Origin of the sequence: Alkalispirochaeta alkalica DSM 8900, assembly GCF_000373545.1 — a bacterium.
Classification (GTDB): domain Bacteria; phylum Spirochaetota; class Spirochaetia; order DSM-27196; family Alkalispirochaetaceae; genus Alkalispirochaeta; species Alkalispirochaeta alkalica.
The window spans coordinates 133,067-145,109 of sequence record NZ_KB891747.1 but is presented as its reverse complement, the minus strand read 5'-3'; the positions used below and the strand labels follow the sequence as shown (position 1 = coordinate 145,109).

The following is a 12,043-nucleotide window of genomic DNA, read 5'->3' as shown; positions in this document are numbered from 1 at the left end:
TCACAAACGAAAGCAAACAATCAAAAAATGATTGTTGAGCTTCGAAATTCCAAAAGGAGCGGGATCATGAAGAAGTTTGGTGTTTTTTTTNTTTCATTTTTGATCTGTTTTTCCGGGGTGAGTCTCTTCGCAGGCGGTAGCAGGGAGGAAACTCCTCTGGTGGGCATCGCCATGCCTACACAGTCTTCCCAGCGGTGGATAGAGGACGGGCGGAACATGCGGGATATCCTTCAGGACCGGGGATACCGGGTTGATCTTCAATACGCAGAAGACAGTGTTGATGCACAGGTTTCCCAGCTTGAGAATATGGTTACCCGGGGCGCTAATGTTCTGGTGATCGCAAGCATCGACGGAGAAGCCCTGACAAACGTTCTTGATCTTGCTGCCGATAACAACATCCCTGTTATTGCCTACGATCGTCTGATCAGAAACAGCCCCCATGTGAGTTATTACGCCACGTTTGATAACTATCTGGTGGGTGTCCTCCAGGGACAGTACATCGTTGAGGCGCTCGATCTTGAATCTGGTGCCGGCCCGTTCAATATTGAGATCTTTGCCGGAAGTCCCGACGATAACAATGCGACATTTTTCTATAACGGAGCCATGGATCAGATTCGGCCCTATATCGACAACGGCCAGCTTGTTGTCCGGAGCGGGCAGACCGCGTTTAACCGGGTAGCCACGCTTCGGTGGGACGGTGCGACGGCCCAGATCCGGATGGATAATATTCTGGCAGCTCATTACACCGATGCTCGGGTGGATGCAATTCTTTCTCCCTACGATGGTATTTCCATTGGAGTGATCTCTTCCCTGAAGGGGGTCGGTTACGGTTCCGGTTCCCTGCCGATGCCTGTGGTAACCGGACAGGATGCCGAATTGCCTTCGATCAAATCGATTCTTGCCGGAGAGCAGACGTCTACCATCTTCAAGGATACCCGGGTGCTGGCACGGCGCGCCGCTGATATGGTTGATTCTGTGCTGCAGGGGACCACGGCCGAAGTGAATGACACCACGACCTACGACAATGGGGTGGTTGTTGTTCCTTCGTACCTTGAACACCCCGTTTCTGTCGATGCAAGTAACTGGGAAGAGGTGCTTGTGGGTTCCGGTTACTACACGCGAGAGCAGGTTCTGAACTAGCCCGGCTGAACTGGAGCGGTGGCTATGTACAGGAAACCCCAAAAGGGCTCTCCTGTCAGTGCCAGGANCGTCCGGAAGATTGCCGATCGACGAAGGCCCCCTTCTGAGCCAGGAGGGGGCCCTTCACGGACCGATAGAAACCACTACGCACTCATATAAGGTTTAGAGAATGACAAAGCCTCTTCTGGAGATGAAAAAGATAACCAAGTCCTTTTCGGGGGTTCACGCGATTACAGACATTGATATGGCTGTCAATGATCGGGAAATACGCGCCCTGGTCGGGGAAAATGGAGCCGGGAAATCTACACTGATGAACGTCCTGAGCGGGGTCTATCCAAGTGGAGAATATTCCGGCGAGATATATTTTGACGGAGAAGCCTGCGATTTCCGGGATATTCGGGACAGTGAGAAACTGGGGATTGTCATCATACATCAGGAGCTCGCCCTCGTTCCGGAACTTTCAATTGCAGAGAACATCTTTCTTGGGAATGAACGCTCCCTGGGAGGAGTGATTGACTGGCACGCCACCTCGACGGAGGCGAAAAAATTGCTGGAAAAGGTCGGCCTCCAGGAGAATCCGGCAACGCTTGTCCTGGATATCGGGGTGGGAAAGCAGCAGCTGGTCGAGATTGCGAAGGCGCTCTCGAAGAACGTGCGACTCCTGATTCTTGATGAACCGACGGCCGCGCTGAATGACGAGGAGAGCAGGAAGCTCCTGAAACTTCTCAAGGATCTGAGAGAACACGGAATAACCTGTATTCTTATATCACACAAGCTCAATGAGGTTGTGGAAGTGNCCGATTCGATCACCGTGATTCGAGATGGCCGGGTTATTGAGACGATGAATCAGGACCAGGGTGAGTTCCACGAGGATCGGATCATCAGAAGTATGGTGGGGCGGGAGATAACAGACCGCTATCCCGATCGCCAGGTGTCGGTGGGAGAAGAGGTTCTGAGGGTAGAGAACTGGAACGTCTATCATCCCCAGCACCTGAACCGCCGCACGCTAAAAGATGTGTCGATATCGGTTCGCCGTGGAGAGGTCGTGGGGCTGGCAGGGCTTATGGGAGCGGGGCGAACCGAGCTCGCCATGAGTCTCTTTGGCAGGTCCTGGGGGCAAAAGCACTCCGGTCAGATATATATTGACGGAGAAGCTGTTGAGTTACACGATGTATCGGAGGCCATCGGGAAGGGGCTGGCTTATGTCACGGAGGATCGCAAGAGCCTGGGACTGGTTCTGATCGATAATATCCGGCGCAATACAACACTACCCAACTTATCGAAGGTGAGTGATCGGGGGGTGATAAATCTCAGCGAAGAGGTGGTTGCTGCGGAATATTATCGCAAGAAGCTCCGGATCAAGAGCGAGGATCTTAATCAGCCGGTGGAGAGTCTGTCCGGAGGGAATCAGCAAAAAGTTGTCCTGGGAAAATGGTTGATGTCGCAGCCCGAGGTTCTTGTTCTGGATGAGCCTACGCGAGGAATAGATGTGGGTGCCAAGTACGAGGTTTATACCGTCATAAATCAGCTCGCCTCCGAGGGGAAGGGGCTGCTAATGATATCATCGGAGCTGCCGGAGTTGCTCGGGATGTGTGATCGGATATACGTGGTGAACAATGGCGAGATCGCCGGTGAAATGACCCGGGATGAGGCATCACAGGAAAATATTATGCGTTGTATTATGAATCACCAAAAAAAGGCCAGGAAGGAATAGTAGCTATGAATTCGTTAATATCCTATTTCAGGAGTAATGTTCGGCAGAACGGGATGGTGATAGCCCTGGTATCTATCATGTTGCTCTTTCAGGTGCTGACGGGGGGGATTCTGTTCCGCCCCATGAACATTACCAACCTGGTGTTACAGAACAGCTACGTCCTGATTCTTGCCATTGGAATGCTGCTTTGTATCCTGACCGGAAATATCGATCTCTCGGTGGGGTCCGTAGTGGCCTTTGTCGGGGCGGTTTCCGCTGTAATGATGGTGGATATGAACTTTTCCGTTCCCGTAACGATCGTCCTGGCTTTGCTCCTCGGAGTTCTGGTCGGGGCGTTCCACGGAGTTTTTATCGCCTTCTTCCGGATACCCGCTTTCATCGTTACCTTGGGGGGAATGCTTATCTTTCGGGGATTAACCATGGTTATCCTGCAGGGGCAGACCAAGGCCCCCTTCAGTCGCTCCTTCCAGATTCTCGCGGCGGGATACCTGCCCGGNCGCGATCTGGAAATTGGCGGGTACAACGTTGTGGCGATGGTCGCTGGAGCGATTCTGGCGGTGCTGTTCTCGCTCTACCTTGTGAGGAGCAGGAGGACCAGGGTGCGCTACGGTTTTGATGTTCTCCCCATGGGTATTGAGGTGGGGAGGATCGTCCTGCTTGTTCTGGCCCTGGCCTGGTTTGCGCTCCGTCTGGCTGCGCATAACGGCATTCCCGTCGTGCTGGTTCTGCTGGCGGGTCTGATACTGGTCTATTCCTTTATCACCCAGCGGACGGTCTTCGGTCGCCATATCTACGCTCTTGGGGGCAACGAGAAGGCTGCTCGCCTCTCGGGGGTAAAAACCCAGAGAGTTATGTTCCTGGTTTACACGAACATGGGGCTTCTTTCGGCTCTGGCAGGGCTCGTTGTTGCCGGGCGGCTCAATGCAGCCACGCCTAAAGCGGGAACAATGTTTGAGTTGGATGCAATCGGAGCTTGTTTTATCGGTGGAGCTTCGGCTTCGGGGGGGATTGGGACAGTTATCGGCGCCGTTGTCGGGGGACTGGTTATGGGTGTTCTGAATAATGGTATGTCGATAATGGGAGTCAGTGTGGACTGGCAGCAGGCGATTAAGGGGCTGGTTCTGCTGGCAGCGGTGTGTTTTGACGTGTACACCAAAAACAAGGCCCACCCGTCCTGATCTTCATCGCAAGGTAGGGAGTAGCGATTACCGGGATTTCACAGAACACACAAAACATCGGGATACCTGAAGGTCACAGCCCCTTCAGGTATTTTTTGCTGGCCGCCACCGAGCGAAAACGGGCGCGGTGAGGCCAGCACCGGGGGGGGCGGGGGTGTTCAGGGGTCCTGGTACTGGGCGCGGATGATCCAGAACTGATCCTCGTGAGCGAGGAAGGCCTCTGCCACGTCCGGGTCCAGGTGAGTGCCCTGTTTGGCTGCGATGATCTCGCGGCACTCTTGGGGCGAGAAGGCTTTCTTGTACACGCGATGGCTGCTGAGGGCATCGAAGACGTCCGCCAGGGCCACAATGCGGGCGCTCAGGGGAATATCATCACCGGCCAGCCCCAGGGGGTAGCCGCTTCCGTCGTATCGCTCGTGGTGGTGCATGGCGATGTCCCGGGCCATGCCGAGGAAATCAGATCCCAGTTCCTGAAAGGCCTCATCGAGAATGGTTCCGCCGATTTCGGCGTGGGTTTTCATGAGGCGGAACTCCTCCTTTGTAAGTTTTCCCGGTTTATTGAGGATATCGTCGGGGATCGCTACCTTGCCGATGTCGTGGAGGCTCGCCACGGTGAAGAGTGTCGAGATTGTCCGCTTGTTCAGCTCGGGGTGTCCCTGGTCGCAGAGGATTTGCGCCAGGAGCCTGGAGTAGTGCTGGACGCGCTCGATGTGGTAGCCCGTCTCGGGGTTCCGGTAGTCCGTGAGTTTTGCCATGAGGAGGATTATCTTTTCCTGACTCTGGATTCGGGCCAGCCGTTCGGCAGATTCGAGCCGAACTTTCATCTCCTCAGGATGGAAGGGTTTGATCAGGTAGTCGTCGGCGCCCTGGGANATCGCCCGGATCGTGCTCTCCTTCCGGGTGAGGGCTGTCAGGACGGTGATGTGGGTATAGTGGATCTCCTGCCGCCGGATTTCGCCGATCAGGTCGTAGCCGTTCATGACGGGCATATCCAGGTCGGTAATGACGATCCGGGGCTGGTGCTCCAGGAAGAGATCCAGGGCACAGGCCCCATCCTCGGCGACCAGGACAGTGTATCCNAGCGAGGAAAGGTGCCGATAGAGGACTTTCCGTTGCAGGAGCGAGTCCTCAGCGATCAGTATGCTGGTGCAGGTTTGTCCTGGTTTGAATAAAACTGTGCCGTGCATTATCTACCGTACCAGACTCAGATGATATCCCTCGCAGGGCTATACTACCACGGGATGCGCAAAAAGACGGGCCGGTATTCGCAAAATGAGATAGAAAATACCTCTTTTCTTTCCTGGTGTGGCTTTCCGGCCTGGTGTGGGGTTCCTGCTCGATGTGGGATTCCGGCGCGGGCCCTCTCCCGGGAAGGGGCGAACAGATCGGGAAGGGATCAATAGATCACCGGTTCTGCGTCGATGTCGCGCCAGATGTACCAGGTGGCCACGGTTCGCCAGGGGTGCCAGGTTTCACCCAGCCGCTTCAGCGCTGCCGTCTGTTCCGGGCGGCTCAGGGATGTGTCCCAGCCATAGAGGCGGGCTGCCCCGTTTATCAGGCCGATATCCCCCAGGGGTAAAATGTTCGGACGATGGAGGAAGAAAATCAGGGTCATGTCGGCCGTCCAGGGGCCTACCCCGTGGAGGGCACAGAGCTGGCTCCGGACTGCCTCGTCGGGCATCTGTTCCCACCGGTGCGGGTCTATCTCGCCCGTGAGAAAGGCCCTGGCTATTCCCTGAACGTAGAGAACCTTCTGCCGCGAGAGACCTGTCTCCCGCAGCCCGGCGGGGTCAATTCCCAGTATCTCCCCCGGTGTGGTACCGGGAGCGCGCGCCCTGAGCCGTTGCCATATGCTCTGGGCGGCAGCAACGGAGATCTGCTGGCCCACCACGGCGTTCAGCAGGGTCCGAAAGGCATCGCCGCTCCCCTGGAGCTGCTCTCCCGGGTGGTTCTGGATAAGCTCTGCCAGGACAGGATCGCGTCGGGCCAGATCCTGACAGGCGTTTTTCCAATAGGGTGGTAACTCTCCTGGTTTCACGCCGCTACCATAGCCGGTGGCGGACGATCAGGGAAAGGGGTCCTCGCTGCGGGGCGGTCCCAGTATCTCCCGGTAGACCAGGGCCTGCTGAAGGGGCGAGAGGTTTCTCCCTCCAAGCAACGCTGGCTCTGCTCCGGTTCCCGGCTTTTTCCGTTCGCTCGCCCCTTCCCCGGGTGGAGCCGGGGAGGGGACCCTGCTTCTGTACCGGGGCTGTCTGCCACGATCCATTCCTGAGGTTTCCCCGACGGGTCCTGGAGAGGGCGGGGCAGGTCTCTTGTGGCCCGGGGAAGTTCTGTACTCCCGATGGCCCGGCTGCTGCCCTGACTGGTCAGAATCCTGACGCAACTGCCGCACCCAGGAATGGACGCGTTTTTTCAGGAGAAGCTGGAGTGCTCCCGGTCTTCTGGTACGTTTCTGCGCCCTCTTCTTCCCCTTCTTTTTCTTTACACCCTTCTTCAGGCGGTTCCCGCTGTTCGCGGCCTCCTCCTGCGGTGTCTCTGCCGGCCCTCCCTCCTCTGCTGCCTTTTTCCGGCGACGGCGGGCAAAGCGCAGGATCGTTATGATCAGGGGAGAGAAGGCAAAGAGGAGGGCTGCCACCAGCCGCAGGAGCGATTCCAGCAGTTCCAGATCAAGTCGCACCGTTCGTGTTTCCTCCCGAGGATTCATCGCCGCCTATGGAGTCGCGCATCCGTGTGTCGGCCTGAATATTACGCAGCCGGTAATAGTCCATTATTCCCAGGTGCCCCTCGCGGAAGGCCTGGGCGATCGCCTTGGGTATTTCCGCCTCGGCCAGGACAACCTTGGCACGGTTTTCCTGAACCTGGGCGCGCATCTCCTGTTCAAAAGCTTCGGCAGCGGCGCGGCGCTGTTCGGCCTCGGCCTGAAACCTGCGTTTGTCTGCCTCGGCCTGATCTGCCTGGAGTTTGGCCCCCACATTTTCGGAGACATCGATATCGGCGATATCGATCGAGAGGATCTCGAAGGCCGTCCCCGCATCGAGTCCCTTTTCGAGTACACGCCGGGAGATCTGGTCGGGGTTTTCCAGAACCGCCTTGTAGGTTTCGGAGGAACCGATGGTGGTGACGATCCCCTCGCCCACGCGGGCGATGATCGTCTCCTCCGTGGCACCTCCCACCAGCCGTTCGATATTTGCCCGGACGGTGACGCGGGCCTTCACCCGTAACTGAACTCCATCCTTGGCCACAGCCTCGATCGCACCCCGTGACTTCTCGGGGTTCGGGCAGTCTATGACCTTGGGGTTCACGCTCGTCTTGACGGCGTCCAGCACGTCCCGGCCCGCCAGATCGATGGCGGCAGCCCGCTGGAAGTCCAGGGGGATGTTTGCCTTGTTGGCCGCCACCAGAGCCTGACTTACGCGCCGTACGTTCCCCTGCGCCAGATGGTGGGTTTCGAGCAACTCCGGGTCCAGGGGGATCCCCGCCTTTACCAGAATAATCCGGCTGTCAACAATTGTGGCAGGATCAACCTTGCGGAGCCACATGCCCACGATCCGGGCCAGGGGTACCGACGCCCCCGAGAGGAGCGCCCGAAACCAGAGCCCGAAAAACTTGATGAAGATGGTCAGCACGGCCAGCGCCGCAAAGAGAACAAGCAGTGTGATTAAAATAAGCTCGATTGACATGATCGTTTCCTCTCCTGTTGGGTCTTCCCCTGTTGGTCTTCTCCTGCCGGTTATTCCTGTACGTCTTCCTGCGAAGCCGATCTTTTCCTGCGAACAACAACCCTGTTCCCGTCCACACGGATGACCTCCACTGAAGCCCCCCGTTCCACAAACTCACCCTGGCTCTCGGCGGTGATTATCTCACCCTCGGCAAGGAGAACCGATCCCACGGGGCGGAGGTCTGTCCTGACGGTTCCCTCCTTGTGCAGTAGATGATCATGAACCTGCTGGGGCTGCACGCTGTATCCCTGGGATGCATCCTGGGTGGTGACCAGGGCGAGGCGGGAGAAAAAACTCCTTCGGGGCAGAAAGAAGGCGAGCCCCGCCATCGCTCCCAGAGCTGCGCCGATGCTTCCCAGAACCAGCAGAATGTTTGTGGTAGCCACCTCCCACTGCCAGGACTCCCGGGGAAGGGCAAACTCCTGGAGTCCCAGAACCAGCGAGAAGGTGATCGCCGCCAGGCCGGTGATACCGGCCACGCCAAAACCGGGCAAGACAAAGACCTCGGTTATCAGCAGGAGCAGGCCCGCCACAAAGAGAATGATCTCCAGCGAGCCGACCCGTCCCAGGAGCATGTTTGCCGCAAAGAAGGTCGCAAAGGCAGCTATCGCCACCGTCCCGGGAATTCCAAAGCCGGGATTGGTTATCTCCAGAAAAAGAGCGATCAGGCCCGTCAGGATGAGGAGGGTCGTAAACCCTCCGCCCGTCAGGAGCGCGACGATCCTGTCCGGTGTGTCGGGGCGTACCTGACGGAAGGCGCTGCTCTCGATGCCCAGAAGCTCCTGCAGCTCCTGGAGGGTGCCGGGACTGCCTGCGGAGACGCCCAGGGTTTCCATCTCCCCCGCTGTCAGGGTAAGAAGCGATCCCGGGCCGGTGATCTTTTTTTCCACCCGCAGCTCGATCTCCCCACCCGCCTGGCGCCGCTCCAGCCTCTGCAGTTCATCGGCATCGACGATACGGGGAGACCCGTCCACCTCAACCAGGTGCGCTTCCAGCGATGCATCCACCATGGCGCGGGCAATCTCCATGGAGTGGCCGTTTTTCTCCGCCAGGGCGGCCATCTGGGCCCGTATCGCGCTGAGGGTTTTCTCGTCGGTTGGTGCGGCCGCCCCTCCCGGTGCTTGGATCACCGGGGCAGCAGCGCCGATAGACGTTCCGGGAGCCATGAAGATCTGTTGGGTCGCGAAGGCTATCAGGGCACCCGCCGACCAGCTCACCCCCGTCCCTGTGGAGGTACTGGCAACCCAGGCAGCGGTGGGGACGGAGGAGCTCCCCAGGGCGCTGGCGATGCGCAGGGCCGAATCGACGCGTCCGCCAAAGGTGTCTATCTCCAGAACAACCAGGCTCGCCTGATCGCGTCGGGCCTGGGCCAGGGTGCGTTGGACGTAGACGGCCTGGAAACGGTCGATGGGACCGTGGAGTTCCAGGACAACGACCTCGGCTGCCACCGGCAGGGAGGCCGTAGCAGCAAAGAGGACAAGAAAGACCAGGGGGAAGGCCCCCCGTCCGGCCCGGCCCCGCAGGCCCGGTTTTGTTCGGTCTGGTACTGCCTGTTCCGGTTTCACGCATTTCCCCTTGCGGTGTACTCGTGAACCAGCCCGTCATTGGCGCGAGGCACCGTATCCCCAATCGACTGGCCCTGACCCGGCTGGTCCTGAAGTAAATAGTAATGCCTGTGACGGGAAAAATCCCGGTTTTCCTGATCCTGTACATCTAGGAGCGCAGGCATCTCTTGTGTAAACTACGCAGACAAAATCCCTTCGTCAACGAAAAGGAACCGAACCACTATGGATATACTCATTTCCGAGGAAAAAATAGAAGAACGTGTCCGCGAGCTTGCCCGGGAGATCAATCGTGATTACCAGGGCCGGAACGTCCTGCTGGTGGGGCTGCTGAAGGGCTCCTTCGTCTTTCTGGCCGACCTGGTGCGGCACCTTACNATCTCCGTAGAGGTGGATTTCATGGCAGCCACCTCCTACGTGGGTACCCAGAGCACGGGGAACCTCATCATCCTGAAGAATCTGAACGAGAGCGTCCACGACCGGCACGTCCTGATTGTGGAGGACATCATCGATACGGGGCTGACCCTTTCGGAGATTCGCAAGCGGCTGCTCCTGGAAACGCCGGCGAGCCTGGAGATCTGCACGCTCCTGGACAAACCGGCCCAGCGGAAGACCCAGGTGCCCGTGAAATATGTGGGGTTCTCTGTGGGAGACCAGTTCGTTGTGGGTTACGGGATCGATCACAACGAGCAGTACCGCACGCTCCCCTACGTGGGGGTCGTCACCTCCCCTGAATGAGCCGTCGGAAGAGCCGGTGCCGTGTCCTGTCGTTCATGGCCGAGAAGCTGATATGAGCTCTGGTTTTGCGGCGCGAGAGCCGGACCACCGTGCCGGTTACAACCAGGGGCGGGGTGGAGCCGGCCTCGAGGGTGCACTCCACCAGCGCTCCCAGAACAAGTTTCTTTTTGGGGTTCCGTACGGCAACCCCGCCGATACTCATGTCCACCGAGACCGTCTCCAGGGGGGCGCCACGGAAACCGGGAGTGCCTATCCGGATCGGTATTTCGATCTCGTGCCGCCGGTAACGCCGACGCTGGGCGTGCCGGACGTGCCTGCTGTGGGAGACAAGAAGATGTTTCCCTTTTTTTCGCAGAAGGGTGCTGTGGAACTGGTGCATGCCGTCGGCGCTGTAGCATACTATCTCCAGGGGTAACCCCGTTCTGAACTTCTGGCCCCCCCGGTCGATCCGGAGGAGGAGCCCGTCCCTCCGGTTGGAGACAAACACGCCCGAGGCTACCGAGAGGTCTGCTGTGGAGACCGAGACTTCCGAGCCCGGGGGGATCGTCGATGTCAGAAGCGATCGGGAGAAGAGTTGCTCCGGGTCCACGCCGAGATACCGGAGGAGGGACCGGATCTCCTTCTCCTGGACAACGCCCTCCTGGAGCCCTTTTTTTGCCAGGAGAAGCATCTTTTCCGGATCCTCCAGGAGAGCGGTGATCCGGTTGGGATTCTTCAGAAACCAGGCAAGGCGATCGAGGACGTTCTGGTGCTTTGGGGGGAGTGTTGGCCGGGGTGCCGCAGACCGGGAGCGAAGGATGGGGGCCTTGTGGGCAGCTGCGCGACGGCGTGCCCGCTGTCTTGCTTCCCTTCGGTTGAGTAACTGGGTAACGATAAGGGCAACGGTGATTATTCCGATAATCACCAGGAACGTGATCACCTCGATGGGGGATGTCTGGAAGCCACTGCTGATGTCGATCATGTCAGGCTGGAATTCTATGCCCGAATGGTGAAACTGTCTATAGAATCTGAAGTGGCCGAGGGGTGCGGGGCGGGGCCTTCGGGGAACCGAAGGCCTGTGCGAGAGAATCTTGTAAACCGGGCAGGCCCCGGGAAAAACCAGGGAATCCTGGGAGGAGAAGACACCATGGTGAAACCTGTTGTGCGGGGAATTGTGAACGGCCTTATTCTGGTGCTCCTGAAGGTGCTCTTTGTGGTTGATTGCGGGGCGCTGAAAAAAATTCCCCCCCAGGGGCCGGCTATTCTGGTCAGTAACCACACCACAAATTTCGAGGGGCCGATCTACTATGTGCTTCTGCGGGCGCGGAAGGTCACCGCCCTGGGCAAGAAAGAACTCTGGGAGAACCCCTTCACCCGGTTCCTGATGAAGGTCTGGGATATCATCCCCCTCAACAGGGGTGGTCCCGACCGGGAGGCCTTCCGGCGGGCCCGCCAGGCTCTCGACCAGGGGGCCTTTCTCGGGATCGCTCCCGAGGGGACGCGCAGTATGTCGGGAGAGCTCCAGAAGGGGCGNCCCGGGGCNGCCATGCTCGCTGTGGAGGCCCGGGTGCCGATCATCCCCATGGTCCAGTGGGGGGTGCAGGATCTNTTCAGGAATATCCGGCGCTTTCGGCGAACGCCCATACACGTCGCTGTGGGGGAGCCCTTCACTATTCGTGTTCCCCATGACAGGAAGCTGTCTGCCGGTGAGCTGCGGCAGGTCACGGACGAGATCATGTATCAGATGGCNCTCCTGATGCCCGAAGACTATCGCGGCTACTACCGGGATCTCTCGGGAATGACCGAGGACTTCATCCTTCGGGGCTCTTCTGCGGAGGAGGGGCCGGCCNTGCCCGGGGAGCGCCAGGAACCGCATGGTCAAGGTGCTTCTGCAGAGGAGGCCGAGCNNCCCCGNGAGATCTAGCAGCGGAGTCCGGCGTACTGTACGCCCCGGGATGAATCTGCTATTCTCCTTCGGGTCATCGAGTCAGAGACAATCCAGTCAGCACAAGC

General features: G+C 58.5%; 11 protein-coding genes. 5 read left to right on the top strand and 6 right to left on the bottom strand.

The window, feature by feature from the left end; all coding sequences use genetic code 11:
- The first annotated feature begins 27 nt into the window (after nt 1-27).
- The 3 genes from chvE (at nt 28) to mmsB (ending at nt 4,032) form a co-directional block, all read left to right on the top strand.
- Entirely contained in the window at nt 28-1,140 is a 1,113-nt protein-coding gene (gene chvE / locus B071_RS0112790; RefSeq protein WP_438829702.1) for a multiple monosaccharide ABC transporter substrate-binding protein, read from the top strand.
- A gap of 169 nt (nt 1,141-1,309) precedes the next feature.
- Entirely contained in the window at nt 1,310-2,854 is a 1,545-nt protein-coding gene (gene mmsA, locus B071_RS0112785; RefSeq protein WP_018527467.1) for a multiple monosaccharide ABC transporter ATP-binding protein, read from the top strand.
- Between the two features lie 5 nt (nt 2,855-2,859).
- Nucleotides 2,860-4,032 (top strand): multiple monosaccharide ABC transporter permease, encoded by a 1,173-nt coding sequence (gene mmsB, locus B071_RS0112780; protein ID WP_026245226.1) that lies wholly within the window; start codon nt 2,860-2,862, stop codon nt 4,030-4,032.
- Nucleotides 4,033-4,190: 158 nt separating this feature from the next.
- Here mmsB and B071_RS0112775 read toward each other — a convergent pair whose 3' ends face one another.
- From B071_RS0112775 to B071_RS18695, 5 genes are all read right to left on the bottom strand, one after another.
- Nucleotides 4,191-5,219: an HD-GYP domain-containing protein gene (locus B071_RS0112775; protein WP_018527465.1), complete on the bottom strand. Its 1,029-nt coding sequence runs from the start codon at nt 5,217-5,219 to the stop codon at nt 4,191-4,193.
- A gap of 209 nt (nt 5,220-5,428) precedes the next feature.
- Nucleotides 5,429-6,070, bottom strand: coding sequence for a DNA-3-methyladenine glycosylase family protein (locus B071_RS0112770; protein WP_018527464.1), 642 nt, complete (start codon nt 6,068-6,070; stop codon nt 5,429-5,431).
- A gap of 27 nt (nt 6,071-6,097) precedes the next feature.
- A complete protein-coding gene (locus B071_RS0112765) occupies nt 6,098-6,709 on the bottom strand; it encodes a hypothetical protein (protein ID WP_018527463.1) in 612 nt (203 codons plus the stop codon).
- A complete protein-coding gene (gene floA, locus B071_RS0112760; protein WP_018527462.1) occupies nt 6,699-7,712 on the bottom strand; it encodes a flotillin-like protein FloA in 1,014 nt (337 codons plus the stop codon). The genes B071_RS0112765 and floA overlap by 11 nt, the downstream gene beginning before the upstream one ends.
- A gap of 50 nt (nt 7,713-7,762) precedes the next feature.
- Complete coding sequence (locus tag B071_RS18695) at nt 7,763-9,316, bottom strand: NfeD family protein (RefSeq protein ID WP_018527461.1); 1,554 nt, start codon at nt 9,314-9,316, stop codon at nt 7,763-7,765.
- A gap of 222 nt (nt 9,317-9,538) precedes the next feature.
- Between B071_RS18695 and hpt the strand changes: the two genes are divergently transcribed.
- Complete coding sequence (gene hpt / locus B071_RS0112745) at nt 9,539-10,051, top strand: hypoxanthine phosphoribosyltransferase (protein ID WP_018527459.1); 513 nt, start codon at nt 9,539-9,541, stop codon at nt 10,049-10,051.
- On the opposite strand, the gene B071_RS0112740 is transcribed toward hpt, so the two are convergent.
- Nucleotides 10,035-11,012: a PilZ domain-containing protein gene (locus B071_RS0112740; RefSeq protein ID WP_018527458.1), complete on the bottom strand. Its 978-nt coding sequence runs from the start codon at nt 11,010-11,012 to the stop codon at nt 10,035-10,037. The two genes, hpt and B071_RS0112740, sit on opposite strands and share 17 nt — an antisense overlap.
- A 24-nt stretch (nt 11,013-11,036) precedes the next feature.
- Here B071_RS0112740 and B071_RS17650 point away from each other — a divergent pair, with 24 nt between their 5' ends.
- A complete protein-coding gene (locus B071_RS17650) occupies nt 11,037-11,954 on the top strand; it encodes a lysophospholipid acyltransferase family protein (protein ID WP_018527457.1) in 918 nt (305 codons plus the stop codon).
- The last annotated feature ends 89 nt before the right edge of the window (nt 11,955-12,043 follow it).

Coding starts and splice junctions, on each gene's coding strand:
- floA (WP_018527462.1), bottom strand. CDS start 7,712: ATGTCAATCGAGCTTATTTTAATCACACTGCTTGTTCTCTTTGCGGCG.
- B071_RS0112740 (WP_018527458.1), bottom strand. CDS start 11,012: ATGATCGACATCAGCAGTGGCTTCCAGACATCCCCCATCGAGGTGATC.